The following is a 24,509-nucleotide window of genomic DNA, read 5'->3' as shown; positions in this document are numbered from 1 at the left end:
TTGACCAGCGACGTAAGCTTTGAAAGGCAAGCCATTTTATTTGCCAAAAACATTTTTTGAAAAACACGTAAAAATCGTTAACAACCATTAGCAGAACTGATACAGCCAGCGAACAAATAATGAAAACAACTGACTTAAATACATTATAAGTCAGTCAACAACGGGCACCGTATGATTAAATCAGTCCATTTTAACAGAATACAAAAAACAGAAATAAAAAGAGCCGGCGGGCATAATAATTTCTAATTAAATTACCTTTGGAAATAAATTTCAAAGCGGATTTGGAGGCCCATTCATTGTGTCGAAAAACCACCTTCATTGAACCATTTATTGCAAGCAAACAACCCCTTACATGGAATTTACATTATTAAAAGAGATACTCATCATCTTCGCGTTATCCACCTTTGTTAATTTTATATTTACACGTATAAAACTGCCGACGATATTGGGCTATTTGTTAACAGGTATTGTTGCCGGGCCCCACCTCTCAGGATTAATTCATTCAGAGACGAGCATTGAGATGCTGGCCGAAATAGGCGTCATACTTCTTCTGTTCTCAATAGGATTGGAATTTTCGATTAACCACCTCATCAAAATCAGAAAAATAGTTTTCTTCGGAGGCTTTATGCAATTCGCCGTAACAACCGGCATGGTAATGCTGCTTTCGGGGGACTTCGGAATGTCCTATCCCGCCAGTCTGTTTGTGGGATTCTTAACAGCCCTGAGCAGTACAGCGGTCGTTTTAAAAGTTCTTCAGGATCGATCAGAGTTAACCTCCAATTATGGCCGTACGGTTTTAGGGATTCTTATTTTTCAGGATTTAATGCTCGTGCCACTTCTTTTGTTTACCCCACTAATGGGAGGAGGGATGGCCGGACTGGGTTCTGCCCTGCTATGGATGGGACTAAAATCGTTACTAATAGTAGCCGTCGTCATCATTGGTTCCAAATGGGTTATGCCACGAGTATTGCATGCCATTGTCATGACCCGCAACCAGGAACTGTTTTTCATGAGTATTCTGCTAATGTGTTTCTCCATTGCTTTTCTGACCTATCAGCTGGGCATGTCACTGGCATTCGGGGCCTTTCTGGCCGGTCTTATGATCTCTGAATCGGAATACAGCCATAATGCCTTCGGAAATATCATTCCCTTTAAAGACACCTTTACAAGTTTCTTTTTTGTATCCATCGGGATGTTACTCGACCTTAACTTCGTTTATGACCATTGGATCGTAGTATTTTCAACCGTTTTAATGGTTATTATTATAAAAATGACAGTCGCCGGATTTACAGGTTTTTTTCTGGGGCATACCTTCAGAGGATTCATTTTAGTGGGTCTGGCACTGGCTCAGGTGGGTGAGTTCTCTTTCATACTGGCAAAGATTGGCGTAGATCAAAATATCATATCCAGATACTACTATCAGATGTTTTTAGCCGTTGCCGTCGTAACAATGGCCTTGACGCCCTTTCTGATTATGTTATCACGTCCATTGTCGAACTGGTTGTACACACTGCCCTTACCAGAAGTCATGATAAAAGGTCTGTTCCCTTTACAACAAATGGACATTCCGACCATGAAAAACCATCTGGTTCTAATTGGTAAAGACTCCCGATCAAAAAGTCTGGCCTTAATGGCCAACCACATAAAACTGGATCATGTATCAATCGTCTTCGATCCGGCCGATGTAAAACGCCGACAAGCCGAAGGCGAAAAAGTTGTTTATGGTGATGCGGTCAACGAACCCGTCTTAAAAACAGCCTACGTCAATACCGCCGAAGTCGTTGTGGTATCGGTGGGCGATGTCGTCACATCATTATCGGTGGTTGAACATGTACGAAACATGAATGCAAGGGCCTTTATTCTAGTCCGGGCCAAGCACCTTAGCGACATAGAAGACCTTTACCGGGTAGGGGCATCACAAGTCATACCTGAAGAATTTGAGACAGCGATAGAAATGTTTGAACGGGTTCTGAACAAGTACCTGGTACCACAAGGTGAAATACGACAAATTGTTGGCCGTATTCGAAAAAACAACTACGGCGTTATACGTGACACAGCCAAACCTTCCTCAGGTTCAATTCTCAAAGAATTACCCAACATTGATGTATCGGCACTAAAAGTGCGTAAAAACTCAGCCGTGATCAACAAGACACTGCTAGAAATGGACTTCAGGAATAAAATAGGTGTCACCGTTGTAGCCGTCAAACGAGACGAAGAGATACTGGAAAATCCGGGTGCAACCACAACGTTAAAGCACCGCGACATAGTCTTTGTGTTGGGACAACCCGACAAAATAGCCCTTACAGCCCGCATTTTTGCCGGTGAAATCACTAAAAACAACGAATCCTCACAAAATACCTAATGGCATTTGCAAGGATTCGATTTTTAACTGCAGATTACAAGACGTTTGTCTATAAAGTCAAACTCTTAGTTTATGAGCAGGCGCTGCTTAAAGTCAGGTTATAAAAATCCAACATCCGCGCTGCACACGCTGATACTACTTACCAGCAGCACCCTGGTATGTTGAATCGCCCAACCCTAGTATTGGGAAGAAGATAAACGGCAGAAATAATAATCCGAGTGTAAATCCTACGCCATGGCCAAAACTCTTTGACAAAAGATTGACAGTCCAGATTCCAAATATAAATGGCAGAAAAGCAATTAAAAAGATCCACCACCAAGGCTTACCTACAATCCGTAACAATACAATAATCTGATAAATAGGAATGATACATGCCCAACCCGGCTGTCCGGCTTTTTCATAAATTTTCCATTGTGCCACAATCATCAAAATAACCAGGGCCATATAAATAATGCCCCCAAAAGCGCCAAAATTTTCCATCATTAAAATTGTTTGGTTAAAGTAAAATCGTTTATTAACACAATAATATTAAAATTTTACGACAACCCATTCGATAATTATACAGAACTTAAACAAAACGATTGATAGTGTCAGCAAAATAAAATTTCAGTAAGCACTAAATAGTGTTTGTCTATAAAGTCAACTTCTGCGTTATGCTTGTCATAAAAACAGTCATTTACGAAAAGTAAACTCCTTGATTTTTATGACTTCACAGGCCTTGAATTTGAACTTTATATTTCAAACTCTTAGTTTATGGACAGACTCTAAATAAGTGTTAGGACTGCTCTAAATGTCTAACTAATGTTGTCTATAAAGTCAACTACTTTGTCAGGTATGTCTCAAAAAGCTCATTTACAGCAAAAGATTCACATTACCCGAGCGACACAAATCTGGAATCTGAACTTTATTGCTCATACGCCCGGCTTTGGGGGCAGATACTGTTTCGAACCGCACATTCGTAATAATATGAAAACCAATACTATTATTCACAACCCAGCACTCAGCCGTTTTGAAATTACAATTGATTCACAAACGGCTGTAATAGATTACCAACCCGTATCACCTCAGGTATGGATAATATCACACACCAAAGTCCCTGCCATTTTGGAAGGACAAGGAATTGCATCTCATTTGGCAAAAACACTACTGACTTATTGCCGGCAAAAAAACATAAAAATAATTCCTGAATGTTCGTTCGTCGTCAGCTACCTTCAGCGTCACCCGGAATGGAATGATGTGATAGCCAACGAATGACCATCAGCTGAAAAAAATATTGGCCACTGTGCTATTTTATCCTATTTTTGGAGATTAGAATCGTCCTGTTCTAATGTATCAAACCATTTAAAACGACACCGTAGCTTATACGCATATCGGCATGTCCGAAACAGGAATATAATCTGGAAACACAAAATGCTGAATCAGAACATAATTTATACTTTATCGACAACAGACTGATTATGCTAAGCAGGCGCATGCAGTCAACTAAATTATGATTATAGTCACAAGAAACAACCATGATGAAAGATTTACCACCAACGGGGATAATTATTTCAGAGGAGTTTCAACAGGCAACTAAAAACAAATTATAAACAGATGAAACGAGCCATGGGAATTGATTCACACACAGAAGTATAATTATTCTGGCGAGTTCCATATGGCAACTGAGAGACAAATTATAAACATATGAAATACAGAGATCTCACCACATCTGAAATCCTTCAACTGAAACAAAACCTCTGTTTATGCAGCGATTGGAGCCGTGTTAAAGTAAAAGCAGACTTTACTGCCGACAATATACGCAACGTTACTTTTTCGGGCGACATATATATAGGGACCTTAAAAAAACAATTCTTTTTAGAAGGCGGAGTTCCCAAAACTTCAGGGATCTTTAACGCAACGATTCACAACTGCCGTATTGACGATGACGTATACATTAATCAGATAAAAAATCATCTGGCCAATTACCACATAAAAAAAGAAGTCAGAATAGAGAATGTGGATTCGCTGGTTGTGACGCAAAAAACAAGTTTTGGAAATGGAATAAGGGTCGCCGTTTTAAATGAAACCGGCGGAAGAGAAATCGCCATCACCAACAACTTATCGTCTCACACGGCTTATCTGATGGCTTTTTACCGCCACCGGCCAATTATGATTGATCGTCTGATGGCCATGGCCGACGAATATACCGCTTCAATAATTTCAGAGATGGGTACGATTGATGAAAATGCGCATATATTAAATTGTCAAACCATCGAGAATGTTTACATCGGTGCGCATGCTAAAGTGGAAGGTATATACCGGTTAAACAACGGAAGTATTAACAGTTGCCAAAACGACCCCACTTTTGTCGGGCCAGGCGTCATCGCCGAAGATTTCATCTTTCTGGAAGGGAGCCATGTCAGCGAGTCCGTTATGGTATCCAAATGCTTTGTAGGACAAGGTTGCGTGCTTGGCAAACAATATTCGGCAGAAAACTCGGTTTTTTTTGCAAACTGCCAGGGATTTCACGGGGAAGCCTGTTCCATCTTTGCAGGTCCTTTCACGGTTTCACACCACAAATCCTCCTTACTTATTGCAGGATATTATTCGTTTCTGAATGCGGGCAGCGGCTCCAACCAGAGTAACCACATGTATAAACTGGGTCCTATTCATCAAGGCATTGTAGAACGAGGCAGTAAAACCACCAGCGATTCGTATATTCTATGGCCGGCAAGAATTGGCGCTTTCTCTCTGGTTATGGGACGTCATTATCACAATCCCGACACGTCAGATTTACCCTTCTCCTATCTCATCGAAAATTCAGACGAAAGCTATCTGGCGCCGGCGGTCAATTTACGCAGCATCGGGACCATTCGTGATGCCCGCAAATGGCCCAAACGCGACCGCCGCAAATCGGACAACCAGCTGGATCAAATCATATTTAACCTATTAAGTCCTTATTCCATTCAAAAAATAATACGTGGAATTCGCATATTAAATGATTTAGCCAACACCTGCGGGTCAGCATCAAATCATTTTATGTATAATGGCGTTAAAATTGAAGCCAAGGCCCGCACCCGGGCGCTTAACCTATACCATCTGGCTCTGATAAAATTCATGGGCAATGCGTTGGTGAAAAAGCTGGAGACCGGTCAATTTTCAAACCAAAGCGAAATGTATGCGGTTTTAAATAGCTCCGGCAACGAAGGAAATAATGACTGGATCGATATGGCCGGATTACTTGCTCCAAAAGAAAAAGTAGAACAACTGGTGGAGGAGATAGAGAATGGCACTATTAAAGGACTTGACGAACTCAATGACATCTTTAAAGAATGGAAGAACCATTACTTCGACTGGGCCTGGAACTGGATCGTTCTGCATTTACGGACAGAGGTTGGCCTCGACGTAAAATCGGCATCGGTGCAAGCGATTATAGCCTTTGTAGAAGAATGGAAGACGGCAGTTATAAGTCTGGACAAAATGATATACGAAGATGCCAAAAAAGAATTTTTATCACAGGCACAAACCAGTTTCGGGATTGATGGAGGTGATGATATTAAGATTCTCGACTTCGAAAACGTACGGGGAGAATTTAAGTCACACCCTGCCGTAATGGAAATCATGGAACATATAGAACAAAAAAACAATGTGGCGAAGCACGTATCAAATAAGCTTAAAAACATCTGTCAATAAAATAGCTATGGGGGAGCAATGCAAGGTCAAAAGAATGCTGTTTTGACACCATAGAGAACAGGGAAAGCGAAAAACTAATGGCACGACTCAAAAAACAGATACATTATTTTTATAACTTGTGCCATTATATAAACAGATACAAACTATTTAGAAAGACAATCAGCTGATTGAAACTTCATAATCTCATAAATTAAACCGTTTATGTGTGGAATTGTTGCTTATGTTGGGGATCGTACTGCGTTTCCGATATTAATTAAAGGGTTACAAAGACTGGAATACCGGGGTTACGACTCGGCAGGTATTGCCTTACACAATGGAACTTCGCATGTGTATAAATGCAAAGGAAAAGTAAAAGACTTAGAGAATCTTGTTAAAGATAAGGATATTTCAGGTACGGTTGGAATGGGGCACACCCGCTGGGCAACACATGGAGAACCCAGCGACCGTAACGCGCATCCGCATCAATCGATGAAAGGTAAATTTTCCGTTGTCCACAATGGCATTATCGAAAATTATACCCACCTAAAAAAAGAACTCTCCAACCGCGGCTATTCCTTTGAAAGTGATACCGACACCGAAGTTCTGGCCAATTTAATAGAAAACATCTACCTGGAGCAAAACATCAGCGCCGAATTAGCCGTCAGACTGGCCCTGTCGCGAGTGGTAGGGGCCTATGGTCTTGTTATTTATTGTGAAGATGAACCAGGACAGCTCATCGCAGCCCGCAAAGGAAGTCCGCTGGTCATTGGAGTAGGAAACCAGGAATATTTTTTGGCATCAGATGCCACGCCCATTATTGAGTATACCGATCAGGTGATGTACCTCAACGACGAAGAAGTAGCCATCATTACCCGTGAGAAACTGGAACTTAAAAGCTTAAGCAACGACAACCTCACGCCCGACGTCAAAAAAATTACGCTATCGATCGATCACATTGATAAAAACGGCTATGAGCATTTTATGCTCAAAGAGATTCATGAACAGCCTGCAACAATAACCGACACCTTTCGTGGGCGTGTGGCCATGGATGGAAGCAAAATATTTCTAGGCGGAGTACTGGATGTGATGCCCAAATTAATCAACGCCAAGCGCATCATTATTGTAGCTTGTGGAACATCCTGGCATGCCGGCCTGGTTGGCGAATACCTGTTTGAAAAATACGCCCGTATTCCTGTTGAAGTTGAATATGGCTCTGAATTTCGCTATCGTCATCCGATCATTTTTGAAGACGATTTAGTCATCGCCATTTCGCAAAGCGGCGAAACCGCAGACACGCTGGCCGCCATACGTAAGGTCAAAGAAGCCGGGGCCACTGTTTTAGGCATTTGCAATGTGGCCGGTTCAACCATTTCGCGCGAGACAGATGCCGGTGTTTACACACATGCCGGGATCGAAATCGGTGTTGCATCAACCAAGGCATTTACTTCACAAATAACCGTCCTGCTTATGATGGCGATGCTGTTGGGTAGCAAACGTAAAACATTGCCACAGGCAGAATATTCAACACTAATACATGAACTGATTAGTGTGCCCGAAAAAATAGAAGAAATTTTAAAAGAAGAAGAAAAAATTAAAAAAATCGCATCGGTTTACAAAGATGTATCCAATGCGCTTTACATGGGTCGAGGACTTCTTTACCCGGTGGCACTCGAGGGCGCTCTGAAGCTTAAAGAAATCAGCTACATACACGCAGAAGGCTATCCGGCTGCTGAAATGAAGCATGGTCCCATTGCACTCATCGACGAAAATATGCCGGTATTTGCTCTGGCTGCCAACGACACCTCGTACGAAAAAATGATTAGTAACATTCAGGAAGTTAAAGCCCGAAAAGGGAAAGTGGTAGCCATTGTTACCCGAGGGGATAAATCTATCCGCAAAATGGCCGACCATGTAATTGAAATTCCTGAATGCCACGAAGCTGTATCTCCGTTGCTGGCAGTCATTCCACTGCAGATACTATCCTATCATATTGCCGTGATGCGGGGCTGTAACGTTGATCAACCCAGAAACCTGGCCAAATCGGTTACGGTAGAATAAAGTATTGATATAAACCGTATAGAAGCTCATCCTTCGAACGACGACTAACAAGTCTATAAAACTTTAAAAATGAGCTATATATTATAATAAATGGAACAAAAAAAAGGGAGCTTAGCTCCCTTTTTTTTATTCCCCATATTGCTTATGATAATAATCTTCATACTCGCCCGACAAAATGTGTCGCATCCATTCCTGATTAGCGAGATACCATTTAACCGTTTTACGCAATCCCTCTTCAAATTGCAAAGAAGGCTTCCATCCTAACTCACGCATCAATTTAGATGAATCGATGGCATAACGACGGTCGTGTCCGGCCCTGTCTTTTACAAAAGTAATGAGTTTTTCAGATGTTCCGGCTGCGCGCCCTAATTCAGCATCCATCACGCCACAAAGCAAATAAATAAGATCAATATTTTTCCATTCGTTGATACCACCAATATTATAGGTATCACCATTCTTCCCTTCATGAAAAATAAGATCTATGGCGGCAGCGTGATCTTCCACATATAACCAATCTCTGATATTATCGCCTTTCCCATAAATAGGAATGGGCCGATTGTTTAAAATATTATTAATAGACAGAGGTAATAATTTCTCAGGAAATTGATTGGGGCCATAATTATTTGAACAATTACTAATAACCACTGGCAAACCATAAGTGTGAAAGTAAGCCCTCACCAAATGATCACTACTGGCTTTGGATGCCGAATATGGGCTACGAGGGTCATAGGCGGTCGACTCAGTAAAAAGTCCAGTACTTCCCAACGAGCCATACACCTCATCGGTGGAGATATGATAAAACCGCTTTCCTTCAAAGTGGCCCTGCCACTCCATACGTGCCGCATTCAGCAATGTAACAGTTCCCAGTATATTGGTATTAAAAAATTCCAACGGATTACTGATAGATCTGTCCACATGCGATTCGGCAGCCAGATGGATAACCCCATCAAAATGATAGTTGGCAAACAATCGGTTAACAACCTTAAGATCGGTAATATCACCCTTTACAAACTCATAATTAGGTTTAAATTCCAAATCCTTCAGATTTTCGAGATTCCCTGCATAAGTAAGTGCGTCAAGGTTCACTATTTTGTATTGTGGGTATTTATTAACAAAAAGCCGAACGACGTGAGAGCCTATAAAGCCTGCACCACCAGTTATAAGAATTGTTTTCATTCAAATAGTATTTAATTATTTATTGTCAAAACCGAACACCATGCTTGGCTATTATCCTAAAAGTGATTACAAGAAAACTACAGCTTCTGCGTTATGCTTGTTTCAAAAAATGTCCATTTACACCAGTAAACCCGTATTCACCAGTCTTCACAAGCCTCAAAAATGAAACATTCTTATCTGCCACACTTTCGTTTACTTGCTGGTACCAATTAGAGCCTGTCCATAAACTAAGGGTTTAAAATATAAAGTTCAAATACAAGGCTTGTGAAGTCATAAAAATCAAGGAGTTTACTTTTCGTAAATAACTGTTTTTATGGCAAGCATAACGAAGTAGTTGACATTATAGACAAACACTAATTAGAGGCGTCTTTCTGCAAACATAGTTGTTTCATGCACCCACATATATTATTTGATACCCCTCACACTTTTCTCCCAATTCCAGGCAGAGAGCAACGTTTCCGCCACTGATTTTTCCGCTTTCCATCCGAGTTCGGTGTTGGCCAATGATGTATCAGCCCATATTTTTTCGATATCACCTGCCCTTCGCGGTGCTATTTTATAAGGTAAATTAACACCTGTCACCTCAATAAAAGTTTTAACCAACTCCAACACAGAAACGCCGTTTCCGGTTCCGATATTAAAAAACTCAAAATTGCGTTTGTTCTTTTTATTCAGTAAACGATTAATAGCAACTACATGAGCTCCGGCCAAATCCACCACATTAATATAATCACGTACTGCCGTACCATCGGGAGTATTATAATCATCACCAAAAATGCTCAATTCCTTACGTAAGCCAGCCGCCGTTTGAGTAATAAAAGGCACCAGATTACCGGGCACACCAACAGGCAGCTCTCCTATTAATGCTGAAGGATGCGCACCGATAGGATTAAAATAACGCAGGGCAAGGCAGTTAACAGACGCATTAACCTTACAAAAATCGTTCATAATATCCTCGCTAATGGCTTTGGTATTACCATAAGGCGACTCGGCCGGTTTACGCGGCGTTTGTTCGGTTACAGGTAATTTATCGGGCTGACCATAAACAGTACAACTGGAGCTGAAGACCAAATTAGAGATCGCATGTCTGCGCATATTATCCAACAAATTCATCAATGAATTCAGGTTATTGCGGTAATACTCCAACGGTTTTTGAACCGACTCGCCAACTGCCTTAAAAGCGGCAAAATGAATAATGGCATCAATCTTCGTATACTGATCGAAAAAATGATCGGTCGCCTTTTTATCATCCAAATCAATTTTCTCAAAAATTGGTTTCACACCTGATATTTTTTCTATCGCATCGAGAACTTCAATTTTCGAATTAGAGAGATTATCAACAATAACCACTTCAAAACCCGCTTTTTGAAGTTCAACAACTGTGTGAGAGCCAATGTAACCTGTGCCTCCCGTTACTAATATTTGTTTCTGCATGTGTTTATAATTTGTTTGTTTTTGCCACATGAAGCTCGCCGGAATTAATCATCCTCTTTATATGTGAAATAATTCCCATGGCTCGTTTTCTGTTTATTCTATAATTTGTTTCTTAGTTGCCACATGAAACTCCCGTAAAAATTATCATCCCCATTGTGAGAGTTCCTTTACCATAGTCGTTATATCCTTAAATAATCTATTTGTCAGATTGAATATAACGCCACAAATACACTTCACATGAATGTTTGTGTTTTTTGCAAAAATGTTCGCTTCAACACTGTATTTTTTATGAAACCGTAAAAATAGGGATTTATATCGTACCATAATAACCATATCACGATTGTCCGGTAAAAAATATATTCTCCATTTAAGTGCTCAAGCCGCACAGGCTTTTACTTTTTTATTCATTAGGTATTATTTTTTCATGGTATTCATGATCCGCTTCGCTACAGCTACAGCAAAAAAATGCCTGTTACAACATTTCAGCGATTCATCCATAAATAACAATGCCCGCAACAAAAAACGCCGTTTTGATCCTCCAGAATATACTGGACTACGAACACAAATAACACGAAACCCAAAACAATAGTAATTGACAATAAGGGATTTAACAGAATACGCACAAAAACTCACAAAAAAAGCAGCGGTAAGATTTGAAAATATGAGACAAACTGCTACATTTGCAACCGCAAAACAGAAATGTTTAATGCAAGAACAAGAGATGCCGAGGTAGCTCAGCTGGTTAGAGCGCATGATTCATAATCATGAGGTCGACGGTTCAAGTCCGTCTCTCGGTACAAAAAAGAGGTTACGATAAATATCGTAACCTCTTTTTTTGTTAATCCTCAACCATGAGCATATTCACAACTTCATGACTTTATAATTAAACATCTTTCCCATCACCGTTTCAACGGAAAAGATATAAAATCCGGACGTAAGCCCACTAACATCGACAACAGCGGATAATTGACCACCCATATCAACCTGAAGGCAAAGATTTCCAGCCTCATTATAAATGCGCAACATTCTCAATGGCGAAGCACAATAGACAATGGCACTTTCGCCAACAGGATTAGGCGTCACATGAAAGTCGTTATAATCAACTGCATCAATCCCGGTTGAAACATCATCTACTTCTGACACCATTACATGATCCACCAAACTGTTAAGGTATACCTCCAGGTTTGTATAATCAGAACTCAATGTATATAGATTGTGATCCACAACATCCGGGTTCAACCCCTGTTGAAGTTCCCAGCTATCAGGCATCCCATCGTTGTCAGAGTCTGGCTCTGCTATTGCAGATGAAAATTCTGGCCAGGGCGACCAATCTTCTCCAGCCGTTTCGGGCATCAAATCATAGGGAGAATCAATAATACCCCACTTATCGGTAGAAGCACCTTTAAAAGCAGCAGTTCCATTACGGGTTTCCTCAACAATTCGTTTATCAAGCGCATCTCGTTTCAAGGAGGCGCCAACAAATTGTAAAACAAAATCATAAGCCTGATCGGGGTCATGGGTCGTTACTTCGCCAGCATCCAGCGAGGTTGTTCGCTTCATGGCCTCCTTTTCAGCCATTGTCACATTGTACTTTGAATGGATCTGATTATAAACGCCATAACTCCAGTTGTCGGCCGTTGCGTTTTCACAAACGGTTACGTCACTGCCCGAACTGGTTGAGTGATCAATCTTATTTCCCTCAATGTAAAGCGTCCCCCACACATCATTAATCGGATAAAAACCGTCGGATTCGGGCAAACCCGTTTTTTTATCGAAAGCCAGCAGACGCCCCCGTTTAGTACCGGTAGGTGTTGCCGGTCCAGGTTTATAATAATTTGCAACCAAATTAATATTCATTGCTTCTCCGCCATAACAACCATTGCCACTCCAGTTGTAAATTACATTATTACGATAATCGACAAAATCATTACCCTGCGTGCTAACGGCAGGTCCAAACCGTGGCGTTCGACTGTCATGATGAGCCATCAGGTTATGATGAAACGAAGCTTCATTTCCGCCCCAAATACCTCCATAACCATGAGCTCCTTTGGAATGTTGAGACAAGCGTAAACTTTCCGCAATGAGACACCATTGCATGGTAAAATTCGTCATACCATAAAAAGAAGCACACTCATCAGTACTCCAGGAGACGGAACAATGATCAATAATCACATTTCCATAATCACGACCGCCAAAGGCATCAGCACCATCTGCATTGGCAACATTGTCATCCCCCATACGGAAACGTAAAAAACGGACAATAACATTATCTGCATTAACGGTTACGGGAAATTCGGCAATGCAAATACCATAACCGGGCGCTGATTGTCCTGCAATGGTAACATTTCCCTTATTAATCTTCAATGCGCTGTTCAAAAAAATAGTTCCGGAAACTTCAAACACAATTGTTTTGGGCGAAGGCTGATTAAGAGCCCATCTAAGAGTACCTACTTCATAAATATCATCGTTGAGTGACGTTACCTTAACCACCGCTCCTCCTCGGCCACCAGTAACATATCTACCATGCCCTTCAGCACCTGGGAAAGCCGGCACTTGCGCCCATGCGGACATAGTAATCACCATCATTAAAATCAATAGTTGAAATTTTTTCATATTGTTTATAGTTTTGTTTTAGACTCGCCAAAAGAATCCCCCTCCTTTGTGAGAATTGCATTATCAAATCTTATCAGGTGTATCGTAGCTTTAGTATCATCGATGCGTAACAAGCAACTATTTATATTCTTAAATAATACAGTTTAAAAATAATATAGTATTGATATCGCCCTCATCTCCATTAATAAAAAAAAATCAGGCATTTTTAATTGAAATAAATTTCCCGTCAAGGAAAGAAATAAGATCATCATAATTTTCGGCTTCAAGCAAGATAACATCGCCATCGGCAGTAGCTGATAGCACATTCGTAAAATTAACAGGCGAAGCGTCTATATAAGTTCCAAATATCGGGAACGAATATCCAAAATAAAAACAGAAAAAAATCAGAAAGGTGTATTCCATTAATTCACGACATTAGATAACAAGTATTCGTAAATAAACAAAAAACAGCATTAATTAATGTTTAAATATTGGTCAAACAAATACAAAAATTAGCCTAAAACAAAATATTAAGAGATCATTACTTTCCATTTTAAAAAGCAAAAGAATAATTCACCAAGTAAATAATGCTTATAAGAAAAGCCCAACTTCTGCATTATGCTTTCTCTCAAGAGAGCCATTTACCAAAGTAAACTCCTATTTTCTCCTATTTTCGAACTAAGAAAACATCCTTATCTGCATTGTGAATTTCGTGCAAAACTTATTATTTATAAAAAAGGGCTATTCAAAATATGAAAAGCCCTTTTTTTCAATCCAAAAACAAGAAATTACCACCAACGTGAGTCGCCTACTTTTCCTTTTAAATCTTTATCAATCAACGTAAAATCATTGACCTCGGGATTAACAAAAGTCTCCACTGAAGTTGCCCCTATATTTTCCAGATCCATAGGATACTTTTCGGCCGTTGATGGAGTCCCATCCACGGTGGTCCAACTCAAATCGCTTGTGCGATAGGCCTTGTTCAAAGTAAGATTTGCACCATCACTTCTGATCCCATTAGCCGAATCGCTTTCAGGCGCACCAAAAATAGAATTACTAATAGTAACCCCACCTGGCACTACTTTACCATCAAGGTCGAAAAAATAATTGCCAGTACCTTTAGGCACTTTATAAGTTGTGACTTGATCCAGCGTTAAAGAATTAAGAGACAATGCCTTTGAAGCAACAATAAACTTTTCAACATAAGCAAATGTAGAATTGGTGATAACAATATCGCCCGCAACAACTGCACTATTATCAAAATTTAAGACACCATACCCGGCAATCGAATCCACAAAACAGTTATTCATCAAAATAGAGTTAATAGTGGTAGCCGTTTTAGCTCTCAAAACACCACGTTTATAACGAATATCACAACTTTCAAAACTTATTTTGTCAATAACAGCACCGCCCTGCCCAAAATTAAAAACATAAGTCGAACCAAAATTAGAGGCCGTTCTTGGAGCGTCAGGATGATCGGTAAACACAATCTTCTCAAATTTTAGGGAGTCAATAAGCGCATCGGGTTCAGCATCAAAATTATTTTTAACTGAAAATACAGCAAACCCATTAAGACTCAAACCTGTCACAAAATGAACATTGGTCGAAAAAGCCAAGGTAGAGGTTAATTCATAAACCGTACCACCTGACAACACAACCGTAAAGCCTGCGGGATACAATGCCGACCAGGCCACAATTGAATCGGAGGATAACAAATTCAGACTTTCCTCATCCGAATATTCGCGCAGGTCAATCACTTCGCCGCTAAAGACCTGGGAAGCCACAGTTGTAAAGCTTTTCTTACCCATATATTCACCATCTAAATAAGCTCTTACGACGTATGAGTTTTCTGGCGTCAATTTTGTTATCACAGCCTCTTTAGATGCATTTTGCTCCTCGGTTAAAACAACAGTCGAAACAGCAGTATCATTTCTAAATACCACTAAACTATCGTATTCAACTTCGGACCACTTGATTCTGGCGCGATTATCGATCACATCCTCGGCGCCTGGTGTCATCAATTTTGTAGGATAATCAGAGGTTCTAATATTTTCATTAACAAAAAATTCGGACTCCAACTCTACTCCAATTGAACGAATGCGCATTTGGTATTCCGTATCGTAAGCCAAATCATCAAACTGATAAAATGTTGTATCCACATTAATATCACGTAAGATGGTAACAAAAGAATCAGCGGAAAGTTGAAGATTAAACTCTATGGCCCCTTGATAGCGGTTCCACTCCGCACGAATCCAAGTTCCTCCGCTTGACGTCTCATTAACAACAGGACGAAACAGACGATCGGGCGATCCCAACTCTTCGTCGTCGTCGCAACTGGTTAAAGCACCTGACAAAGAAATTGTCAGCAGCCAAAACAGACCTATTTTAAACAAATTATTCATAATATTCATTTTCTTAAAAAAAACATATTATCAAAACTCTTCCTCTATAAATGATTGCATCAGATACATAATTTAATGCAGCCGATAAAAAAACTTAATTGGCACTAGAAACGTGACCATATCCTTCGTTGGTTAAAACTTCACTCGACTCAATGGTTTGAGTTGAGATAGGCAAAAGATATGGCACAGCCGACAAACCAGTTTCGTCTTTATACCCCCGCCAACAGCGTAAAGTATAATCGGCCTCCATGTAAGTTGTTACTCCAGTATCATCGTCAGTGGCAGATTGGTATAAACTACGTCCCCAAGACGCCCTTGCATAAGCATTTTCATTTCCTTCGTTACCCAAATCTGCAACATCAACAATAACCTCCGGGATCACCTCCGGGTCGTACTTGGTATTATAAAAACTCACTTCACCGTTATCAACCTGATAATAAAGATAATCGGCCAAATCACTATACTTCGCAACTTCCGGATTGGAAAGTTCCAACCCGTTGGAAGCTTTCCCAATATTATTAATCACCTGTTTCGTTTCAACAATTTTTTCACCATAGTTATTCCAACGTACCAAATCAAATTTACGCAAACCCTCTCCACCAAATTCCCAGGCCCTCTCATTTACAATGGCATCAAAAAAATCCTCCTTCGAACTAAGGTTATCAACATAAGCCTCAACTTTAGTGGCTTGAACATCGGCCGGAAAAGCTCTTCGACGAACACGTTTCAGTGCGTTCTTGGCATCAGTCGATGGGCCATTCAAAGCATTCTCCGCTTCAGCAAACATCAATAACACATCTGAGTATCGCATTAAAGGCCAGTTAATCCCTGTCCCTTTTGAAGAAGAGGCTCCGGGCGAGGACGTTAACCACAAACGATTCCATTTAGCTACCGAGAGATTTGTAATACGAGAAACCTCCTCGTCCGTGTCGCCCACATATTGGACGCGAGATACCGTTGCATCCCTACGGGTGTCGTCATCGTCAAACGAAAAATAATAAGTCGGAGCAAGGTTCACCTGAATGGTTGTTGAACCCTTTGAGCTACTGGTAACGGTCGTTCCAACGCACCAGCCTACATCACCTCCATTGGCAGCCATAAATGCCACTTCAAACAATACATCATCATTTTCAGGAGTAATCCATTCACACTGATTGCGAAATATTTGAGCAAAATCGCTATTCAACTCGCGATCTTTCAATGCCATCAGTTTCTGTGCATAATCTTTAGCCAACAGGTAATAATCTTCATAAGTCCGAGCCACTCTTTCGCTTCCATCCATGGCAGTATAAGTAACAGCGAGGCTCTCATCGCCAGTTACGTCCAGGTAATCATCAGCTCGTTTCATCGTTCCGTCAAAGGTCATCCCGTAACCAGCACGGAACAGAGCCAGACGACTGATCATACCGATAGCAAACTCACGGTTCATGCGTTCAATACCGTCGGCATATTCATCTGCAAAAAACATTTCTTCTTCAATGTTCACCAAATCCTGAATACATCCTGAATAGATAATATTTTTGTCGGTTTTAGGGATATCTAATTCCATCCCGGCTTTAGCCGCTTCAGTAAAATAAGGGACATCACCAAAAATATTTATTAATAAAAAATAGCGATAAGCCCTCAGGACATAGGCTTCACCTAACATCATCCGCATATCAGGATCACTTGATATATCGCTACTTTTAATACCCTCAATCACCTGATTGGCACGGTCTATTGCAAGATAATTATCCTGCCAGGCATTGTAGATATCCTTAAAGCCTGTTAACAAACCACCCTGCAGAGACCAAACATCACGTCGAGAACCATCGGGGTTAGCACTGGGTTGCATTACTTCAACATCAGTGTTCTGCATCCAAACGTTCGACATACGCGAAGTGTACGAATCTGTTGCAAACAGCTGATAAACACCAAATAACATTTTTTTCGCATCTTCGGTATTCGAAAAGACATAATCCGTATCGAAAGAAGACGGGGCTTCAACATCGAGAAAATCTTCACACGAAGTGAAAACTGTCGCGAGGCAAAATATTCCAAGAATATATTTATTCAATTTCATATGTTTATAATTTGTGTTTTTAATTTGGAACATGAAACTTTCCATAGAAAACCATTTCCTTAGTCAATTTTTGATTCATCTATGCAAGTAATCTTATTCATGACTCAAAAAAAGTTCTCCAATTTTTGTCATAACAAATATTAGAAAGTCAAATTAACCCCTAAAGTCCACGAAAAGCTTTTGGGATAAGAAGAGTAGTCAACACCCGGCGTCAGTCCAGACGAGGAACTTCCCCTAACGGGAGAACTAACTTCAGGGTCGTAACCGGAATAGTTGGTCCATACCCAAACATTATTCAACGTACCATAAATACGCAAATTTTCGCTTCCAATTCTCTGAGAAATGCTTTGCGGCAAGGTGTAACCGATCGTAATATTTTGCAGACGCAGGAAAGAACCATCTTCAATAGCCCAGGAATGAGGCAGAGCTGTCGCATTTCCAAATGAGTATGGTGACCAGTATTCTTTTGCATTTTCGCCTTCGTTCATGGTTGCCAGGGTAGCCAAATCAGTAACAAGTTCGCCGGTTTCACGGTTCAAATAAGAATAGCTGTTATCGGCGCTCATAAAAGACAGCAAATTGGGATAACTGGTACGATACTGTTGTGAAGACGCAATTTTGTTTGCATTATAAATATCGTTGCCATACACAAAATTAAACATAACAGAAGCATCAAACCCTTTGTAAGTCGCATTAAATCCAAAGCCACCAGTAAAATCGGGCGTCGCGTTACCGATGACGGTACGATCGTCTTCATCGACCACCCCATAACCTTCTTCTCCTTCTTTTTGCATGTCTTTAAACTTGATGGTTCCGGGACGGATGCCTATCTTTCCACCAAGTAACCCGGTTGTTGGCTCGCCATCTTTAAGAATATACTGACCGGTACCTTCATCGTATCTTTCAAAGTCTTCGGTCGTATAGTAACCATCGGTTTTCCAACCATATATAACACCCAGAGGACGCCCCACTTCCACACGATAATCATAGTACCCTTTTAAGTCGGTGCCAGCCCATCCTGAAGCGTATTCCTGAAGTTTGATTCCGTCAGCAAGATACTCTACATTTGATTTATTATAACCAATATTAAAGTTGGCGTTAAAAGTAAAATCTCTCTTCTCAATAATGAAAGCATTAAGCGAGAGTTCCAATCCTTTATTAGAAGTCTCTCCTACATTTTCAAAAGTTTTGTCATACCCCGGTGCAACAATGTTACGTTCAATCAGTAAATCTACCGCTGAATTATAATATCCTTCGATGCTTCCTGACAAACGTTCATTAAAAAAGCCAAAATCTAATCCAACATTTCTCGTAATAGTGCTTTCCCACCTTAAATCTGGATTTGCTAATTGTGAATTTGTTGCAGAATAATAGTTACTAGGTGTGTCTCCGACCCCATAAGTTTTAGTATTACGAATAGAATATTCAAGTTTATACAAGGATGAGCCAATTCTATTATTCCCGGCCTCGCCATAGCTCAGTCGTAATTTCAAATTTGACAACCAATAACTTGTCGACTCCATGAATTGTTCTTCGGAAATACGCCAAGCAACGGCTGCTGCAGGAAAAAAGCCCCAACGTTTTCCGTCAGCAAACTTTGAAGAGCCATCTGCCCGAGCGGTTAATGTTAACAGATAACGTTCATCGAAATTATATCCAAAACGGCCGAAGAAAGAAGCTAAATTATTATCCGTATTTACTTTACTGGTTACTTTTAGGTTGCTGCTGCTCAATCCCATATTAGCAAAAATCTTTTCAGGTTCAAGATCTGGACTGTATCCTGTAGCATACATATAATTATTGTCGCCTTGAGAAGAAACAACCTCTTGTCCCACCATCACATCAAACCGATGAATATTCGCCAGTCTAAATTTATAAGTAAGCGTCTGAGCCGCTCGTATTTTACGCCTATTTTCTTTCGTCCAATCTACCAACGGATTTCCGTCAACATAGGAAGCATTGGTTGTATATTCACCCCAATACTGTTTTGTTTCGTAGAAGCCATATTCGTATCCTCCTTCAATTCGATACGTTAAATTATCAACAATATCCCAGTCTAAACTACCGGTAAAATTAAACGTTCTCTGGTTGCGCAAACGCCAATATTGGTCTGCCTGCTCCGACAATGACAAATTACTACGAATATACTGTTCATATTCCTCGTCGGTCATGGTACCTGGGTTCACGATTGTAAACTCCTCTAACCCACGTACTGCAGGCGAAGTTACCGCCTGCGTCGTACGAATTTTATAAGTACCGCCAGAAGTCCCCGATCCATTTATGCCTGTATCTGAAACCCGAGCGTTCAAATTAAATCGAACATTATCAGCCAAGTTATGACTCAGCTTAAAATTGAAATTAAAACGCTCATAATCGTTATTCTTCATTAAGCCTCCATCCTTATTATAGGTGCTGCTTAATGAATATTTGGTTTTTTCAGAACCGCCGCTAATACTCACGTTGTGCTGTTGCGAAATCACATCAGCACCAAACATATCATCCTGCCAATCTATAGCATCCTGATATTTATAAAGATCCAGGTCTTGATAAACTCCAAATTTTCTTTCAAAACTTTTAATTCCGTCTTCTCCGTCGAAAGCGGCCAATTCGTAATTACGCATTACGTATTCATATGGATCAAGCACATCCAAACGTTTCGACAATTTTTTCACCTGCATAAAACCGTTATAAGACACCTGCGTTTTACCACCTTTAGCGCTCTTGGTGGTAATAATAACGACCCCATTTGCGCCCTGAGAGCCATAAATAGCCGTTGATGAAGCATCTTTCAAAACATCGATTGACTGAATATCTCCGGGTGCCACGTCATTGATACTCGAAACCGGAAACCCATCTACAATATAAAGAGGCGAATTATCGCCGGTCACAGAACCGCCGCCCCGCACCCTGATAATCATCTCTGCATCAGGCGAACCGTCGGCAGTGGTAATCTGAACCCCGGCCATACGACCTGTCAATGCCTGAGCCACACTGGTAACGGGAACTTTGGCAATCGTTTCACCCTGCACAGACGATACCGAACCGGTTAAATCTTTCTTCATAGTGGTTCCATAGCCAATTACGACCAATTCGTCAAGAGTCATAGCCGCATCTTCCATTACTAAATCGATTACAGTCTGGCCATTAAATACAATTTCCCGGGTTTTCATTCCTATAAAAGAAAAAACCAAGGTCGCATTGTCATTTACAATTAACGACCATTTTCCATTGACATCGGCAACTGTACCATTCGTTGTTCCCTTAACAACCACTGTGGCACCAATAACAGGGTCACCAAACGAATCTTTTACCGTACCAGTAACGGTCGACTTTTGTGCAAACACACTACTGCTAAATACTAAAAACAGCATCAATAGTAAGCTACACAGCCTTCTTCTGTTGTTCCACATCCTTATAAATATTTAAATTAATATTAAATGGCCATTGATTAAACTAAATCAACAACCTAAGCAATTGTTAATTTTATGATATAAAGTTACCCATACGTTAATTTACGGATGTGGAATATTTGTTCTTAGCATTACAAATTTTGAACTATAAGTAAATACGCACTAAAAAAGACAAATGTTAAAACATTGGAAAACAAGTAATTAGAGATCAATACGAAAAAAGTAATCTATTTTCGATCAATTTACCCCTCATTCCAACAATCAAAAAAAATGTTAAATCATGGAGATGAGAACAAAAAAGATAAAGGAAAAAAAACAGTTCTAATGTGCCGCCTATAATAACTTCATAATCTCATCGGGGCGATCCACAATATGAGCCGGATTCAAGTCAGCCAGTTCTGCCCGGGGTCTGAACCCCCAAGTCACGCCACAAGCTTCTACGCCACTATTGATAGCAGTTTGCATATCAACACCAGAGTCGCCCACAAACAAAGTATCATCGGCAGCAATTTTGCAATAGGTCAGAATTTCATTGACAATATAAGGATCGGGTTTAGCCGGTATTTGTTCACGCTGGCCCAACACAATACGAAAAGGCACACCGGGAAAAAAATTCTCAACCAACCGAACCGTTGCCGCATGATATTTATTGGATGCCACCGCCAGTTGGAAGCCAGCAGAAACAGAAGCCTCCAGTAGTTCTGGAATGCCGCGATAAGGACGGCTGGCATCAGCACAATGTAACTCATAATGCTTCAAAAACAAGTGTCGCACTGCCAACACATTGGAAGTATCTTTAAAACCATCAGGCAAAGCCCTTTCAAACAATTTATTAATACCATTACCCACAAAAAAGCGATAGGCTTCAGTTGCATGTTGCGGAAAGCCCAACTGACCCAATGCATAATTTGTACTCTTTGCCAAATCGGCCACGGTATCTATCAAAGTTCCATCCAAATCAAAAACAATCAACTTTTTCACACGAAAATAATTTATTTAGCGCTCGCAAGAATAGTCCAACTTCTGTGTCATGCTCATCCTCAAAATAATTATTGACCATAGTAAACTCACATTTGCCGAACTCGCAGCCTTAAATTTGAACTTTACAGCCAAACTCCCGACTTTATAAGCAAGCACTTAATTTAGAAAAAAATCAGTCACAACCATTCATTCCGTGATTTCAAATTAGCATACAATATGCCCGCAAAACCCGGCATGCGAAGATAAAAAATCAGACTATAAATACCACTTAAACAACACAAAACAAAAAACCGTCTCTTTTATTCACTTTTAACAGTTCAAATTTTTTTTTATAGTTAAAACCACTATATTGCCAAACGGAAAAATACCTTAACGGCACGCAAAATGACAAAAACAAAAGATGCGATTGAGTTGGAATATGTAATCAATACCACTCCCGGTATTCTTTTTAACCGGTTAAGCACGGCGAGTGGTTTAAGCGAGTGGTTTGCCGATGACGTTAAAGTACATGGCAATACGTTCACTTTTAAATGGGATGTTAGCGAGCAAAAAGCCCTGCAGTCGATGCGTAGAGAGAATAAACTGGTACGATACACATGGGTTGAAGACGAAGAGTTGGAAGGCATTTGGTTTGAATTTAGTATTAATGTAGATGATTTGACCGGCGATGTTGCTCTGGTCATCGTTGACCATGTTGATAAAGATGAAATTGAAGACACCATCGAACTTTGGAATCGGCAAATAGAAATATTAAAACGAGGTTTAGGCTCATCTTAAAAGATTATAACCCATAATTTAATTTCTTATCGTTAAATTTGCATCCGTAAAACAACAATCCGTTGGCGGATGCATTTTTATTTATGCCAAACGGGACAATAAATGCAAACATGAAGCGACTGAACCTTTTCATATTAAAAAGCTATTCAGGTCCTTTAATAATGACATTCTTCATCTCCATGTTTATATTGGTGATGCAGTTTTTGTGGCGTTATGTTGACGATTTGGTTGGCAAAGGTCTGGAATGGCATGTTATGGGCGAGTTGCTTTTCTACGCCTCATTACAAGTCGTTCCGATGGCGTTACCTCTGGCCATATTACTGGCGTCACTAATGTCGTTTGGAAATATGGGTGAAAACTATGAATTGATAGCCTTAAAATCGGCCGGGGTGTCACTTCTGAAAATAATGAAACCCATCACCGTTCTTACGGTCACCATATCACTGTTAGCTTATGCCTTTTCAAACAATGTGTTGCCGGTTGCCAACCTCAAGCTGGTTTCTATTCTTCATGGCATCAGACAAACACGGCTGGAGCTTGACATAAAAGAACGCGTCTTTTATCAGGGTGTCGAAGATTTCACTATTAAAGTAGAGAGAAAAAATCGTGACGGCAGCATGCTTCACGATGTAATGATATATGATCACCGCGACCGTCAGGCCAGTAACAGCAATGTCACACTAGCCGATTCGGGGAAACTGCAAATGTCAAAAGACAAACGCAACCTGGTGTTAACCCTCTATGATGGCGTTCGCTATGACGAAAAAATAGGTTTCGGGAAGAATTCAAAAAACTCTTCACGCGATAAAAGTCAATTCCGAACCGACGTATTTGGCTCAGAGAAAGCCATCATTCAGCTCGAAGGCTTTGATTTCTCAAAAACCAACGAGAGCCTTTTCAAACAAGGCGACCGGATGAAAAATCTCAGTCAGCTAAGTCACGATCTGGATTCGATCCGGGGTGAACGTCAGGTTTTCATCAATTCATTAAAAACACGATCAAGCCTGTTTTACTTTAACAAAGTACAACAGCCGCGTGACAAAAGACTTCCGGCTATTGACAGTGCAACCGTTTTCAACCTCGATTCGTTATATCTCGGGCTAAACGGCGAATCAAAATTACTCATACTGCAAAATGCCTCCCGTATCTCACGCGATCAAAAGCAAGTTCTTGAAGACCAAATGCGTTTTATCGATCGCGAAGACACACGTATCCGACGCCACTTAATGGAGCTACACCGAAAATTCACACTTTCATTTGCCTGTCTGATATTCTTTTTTATCGGAGCACCATTGGGAGCCATCATCCGTAAGGGGGGGCTTGGAATGCCCGTTGTCATCTCCATTTTCTTTTTCATTATATATTATATCGTTGATACCATGGGGGCTAAATTTGCCCGCGAAGGAGTTTGGGAAGTGTACCAGGGCATGTGGCTCTCATCATTTGTTTTACTGCCCATTGGGATATTTCTCACCTACAAATCAGCAACCGATTCCCCCCTCCTTAACTCCGACGCCTATTTTATTGCCATTCATAAATTCAAAAAAAGGATGAAGTCATTCAGGAAGAAAGATTAAGGAATCCCTTATTGAAAAAATAACTTT

General features: G+C 40.4%; 15 protein-coding genes and 1 tRNA gene. 7 read left to right on the top strand and 9 right to left on the bottom strand.

Going from position 1 to position 24,509, the window contains the following annotated elements:
* Window positions 1–352 precede the first annotated feature (352 nt).
* Window positions 353–2,362: a cation:proton antiporter domain-containing protein gene (locus ACT3CD_RS16045; protein ID WP_444646673.1), complete on the top strand. Its 2,010-nt coding sequence runs from the start codon at window positions 353–355 to the stop codon at window positions 2,360–2,362.
* Between the two features lie 135 nt (window positions 2,363–2,497).
* On the opposite strand, the gene ACT3CD_RS16040 is transcribed toward ACT3CD_RS16045, so the two are convergent.
* Entirely contained in the window at window positions 2,498–2,845 is a 348-nt protein-coding gene (locus ACT3CD_RS16040; RefSeq protein WP_444646672.1) for a DUF5684 domain-containing protein, read from the bottom strand.
* A 318-nt stretch (window positions 2,846–3,163) separates the two neighbouring features.
* On the opposite strand from ACT3CD_RS16040, the gene ACT3CD_RS16035 reads away from it, so the two are divergent.
* From ACT3CD_RS16035 to glmS, 3 genes are all read left to right on the top strand, one after another.
* The gene (locus ACT3CD_RS16035) at window positions 3,164–3,616 is read left to right on the top strand and encodes a GNAT family N-acetyltransferase (RefSeq protein ID WP_444646671.1); all 453 of its coding nucleotides are present in this window, start codon (window positions 3,164–3,166) and stop codon (window positions 3,614–3,616) included.
* A gap of 429 nt (window positions 3,617–4,045) precedes the next feature.
* Window positions 4,046–6,034, top strand: a complete 1,989-nt coding sequence (locus tag ACT3CD_RS16030) for a DUF4954 family protein (RefSeq protein WP_444646670.1) — start codon at window positions 4,046–4,048, stop codon at window positions 6,032–6,034.
* Between the two features lie 201 nt (window positions 6,035–6,235).
* Complete coding sequence (gene glmS / locus ACT3CD_RS16025) at window positions 6,236–8,071, top strand: glutamine--fructose-6-phosphate transaminase (isomerizing) (protein WP_444646669.1); 1,836 nt, start codon at window positions 6,236–6,238, stop codon at window positions 8,069–8,071.
* Window positions 8,072–8,197: 126 nt separating this feature from the next.
* Here the strand turns inward: glmS and rfbB are convergent, their stop codons facing one another.
* Both rfbB and galE read right to left on the bottom strand, forming a co-directional pair.
* Entirely contained in the window at window positions 8,198–9,247 is a 1,050-nt protein-coding gene (rfbB, locus tag ACT3CD_RS16020) for a dTDP-glucose 4,6-dehydratase (RefSeq protein ID WP_444646668.1), read from the bottom strand.
* A gap of 405 nt (window positions 9,248–9,652) precedes the next feature.
* Window positions 9,653–10,681 carry a UDP-glucose 4-epimerase GalE gene (gene galE, locus ACT3CD_RS16015; RefSeq protein WP_444646667.1) on the bottom strand — a complete coding sequence of 343 codons (1,029 nt, stop codon included), beginning with the start codon at window positions 10,679–10,681 and terminating at the stop codon, window positions 9,653–9,655.
* Between the two features lie 723 nt (window positions 10,682–11,404).
* On the opposite strand from galE, the gene ACT3CD_RS16010 reads away from it, so the two are divergent.
* Window positions 11,405–11,478: transfer RNA gene (locus ACT3CD_RS16010), tRNA-Met, on the top strand.
* Window positions 11,479–11,542: 64 nt separating this feature from the next.
* On the opposite strand, the gene ACT3CD_RS16005 is transcribed toward ACT3CD_RS16010, so the two are convergent.
* From ACT3CD_RS16005 to ACT3CD_RS15980, 6 genes are all read right to left on the bottom strand, one after another.
* Complete coding sequence (locus ACT3CD_RS16005; protein ID WP_444646666.1) at window positions 11,543–13,294, bottom strand: pectate lyase family protein; 1,752 nt, start codon at window positions 13,292–13,294, stop codon at window positions 11,543–11,545.
* Between the two features lie 195 nt (window positions 13,295–13,489).
* Window positions 13,490–13,696: a hypothetical protein gene (locus tag ACT3CD_RS16000; RefSeq protein WP_444646665.1), complete on the bottom strand. Its 207-nt coding sequence runs from the start codon at window positions 13,694–13,696 to the stop codon at window positions 13,490–13,492.
* Window positions 13,697–14,061: 365 nt separating this feature from the next.
* Window positions 14,062–15,675: a DUF5123 domain-containing protein gene (locus tag ACT3CD_RS15995; protein WP_444646664.1), complete on the bottom strand. Its 1,614-nt coding sequence runs from the start codon at window positions 15,673–15,675 to the stop codon at window positions 14,062–14,064.
* Between the two features lie 94 nt (window positions 15,676–15,769).
* Window positions 15,770–17,737, bottom strand: a complete 1,968-nt coding sequence (locus tag ACT3CD_RS15990; protein ID WP_444646663.1) for a RagB/SusD family nutrient uptake outer membrane protein — start codon at window positions 17,735–17,737, stop codon at window positions 15,770–15,772.
* Window positions 17,738–17,877: 140 nt separating this feature from the next.
* Window positions 17,878–21,147, bottom strand: a complete 3,270-nt coding sequence (locus tag ACT3CD_RS15985) for a SusC/RagA family TonB-linked outer membrane protein (RefSeq protein WP_444646662.1) — start codon at window positions 21,145–21,147, stop codon at window positions 17,878–17,880.
* A gap of 333 nt (window positions 21,148–21,480) precedes the next feature.
* Window positions 21,481–22,128 (bottom strand): HAD family hydrolase, encoded by a 648-nt coding sequence (locus ACT3CD_RS15980; RefSeq protein ID WP_444646661.1) that lies wholly within the window; start codon window positions 22,126–22,128, stop codon window positions 21,481–21,483.
* A 384-nt stretch (window positions 22,129–22,512) separates the two neighbouring features.
* On the opposite strand from ACT3CD_RS15980, the gene ACT3CD_RS15975 reads away from it, so the two are divergent.
* Together ACT3CD_RS15975 and ACT3CD_RS15970 are read left to right on the top strand one after the other, a co-directional pair.
* The gene (locus ACT3CD_RS15975) at window positions 22,513–22,905 is read left to right on the top strand and encodes an START-like domain-containing protein (RefSeq protein WP_444646660.1); all 393 of its coding nucleotides are present in this window, start codon (window positions 22,513–22,515) and stop codon (window positions 22,903–22,905) included.
* 110 nt (window positions 22,906–23,015) lie between these two features.
* The gene (locus ACT3CD_RS15970; protein WP_444646659.1) at window positions 23,016–24,482 is read left to right on the top strand and encodes an LptF/LptG family permease; all 1,467 of its coding nucleotides are present in this window, start codon (window positions 23,016–23,018) and stop codon (window positions 24,480–24,482) included.
* Window positions 24,483–24,509 lie beyond the last annotated feature (27 nt).

It is taken from the genome of Geofilum sp. OHC36d9 (genome assembly GCF_052400685.1).
In the GTDB taxonomy this organism is placed as follows: domain Bacteria; phylum Bacteroidota; class Bacteroidia; order Bacteroidales; family Marinilabiliaceae; genus CAZHHH01.
The sequence above is the reverse complement of the archived record's forward strand: the minus strand, read 5'-3'. Positions and strand labels throughout refer to the sequence as shown.

Bases quoted from the DNA above. Each gene is read 5' to 3' on its own strand.
- ACT3CD_RS16045 (WP_444646673.1), top strand. From the start codon at position 353: ATGGAATTTACATTATTAAAAGAGATACTCATCATCTTCGCGTTATCC.
- ACT3CD_RS16040 (WP_444646672.1), bottom strand. From the start codon at position 2,845: ATGATGGAAAATTTTGGCGCTTTTGGGGGCATTATTTATATGGCCCTG.
- ACT3CD_RS16035 (WP_444646671.1), top strand. From the start codon at position 3,164: ATGTTGTCTATAAAGTCAACTACTTTGTCAGGTATGTCTCAAAAAGCT.
- ACT3CD_RS16030 (WP_444646670.1), top strand. From the start codon at position 4,046: ATGAAATACAGAGATCTCACCACATCTGAAATCCTTCAACTGAAACAA.
- glmS (WP_444646669.1), top strand. From the start codon at position 6,236: ATGTGTGGAATTGTTGCTTATGTTGGGGATCGTACTGCGTTTCCGATA.
- rfbB (WP_444646668.1), bottom strand. From the start codon at position 9,247: ATGAAAACAATTCTTATAACTGGTGGTGCAGGCTTTATAGGCTCTCAC.
- galE (WP_444646667.1), bottom strand. From the start codon at position 10,681: ATGCAGAAACAAATATTAGTAACGGGAGGCACAGGTTACATTGGCTCT.
- ACT3CD_RS16005 (WP_444646666.1), bottom strand. From the start codon at position 13,294: ATGAAAAAATTTCAACTATTGATTTTAATGATGGTGATTACTATGTCC.
- ACT3CD_RS16000 (WP_444646665.1), bottom strand. From the start codon at position 13,696: ATGGAATACACCTTTCTGATTTTTTTCTGTTTTTATTTTGGATATTCG.
- ACT3CD_RS15995 (WP_444646664.1), bottom strand. From the start codon at position 15,675: ATGAATAATTTGTTTAAAATAGGTCTGTTTTGGCTGCTGACAATTTCT.
- ACT3CD_RS15990 (WP_444646663.1), bottom strand. From the start codon at position 17,737: ATGAAATTGAATAAATATATTCTTGGAATATTTTGCCTCGCGACAGTT.
- ACT3CD_RS15985 (WP_444646662.1), bottom strand. From the start codon at position 21,147: ATGTGGAACAACAGAAGAAGGCTGTGTAGCTTACTATTGATGCTGTTT.
- ACT3CD_RS15975 (WP_444646660.1), top strand. From the start codon at position 22,513: ATGACAAAAACAAAAGATGCGATTGAGTTGGAATATGTAATCAATACC.
- ACT3CD_RS15970 (WP_444646659.1), top strand. From the start codon at position 23,016: ATGAAGCGACTGAACCTTTTCATATTAAAAAGCTATTCAGGTCCTTTA.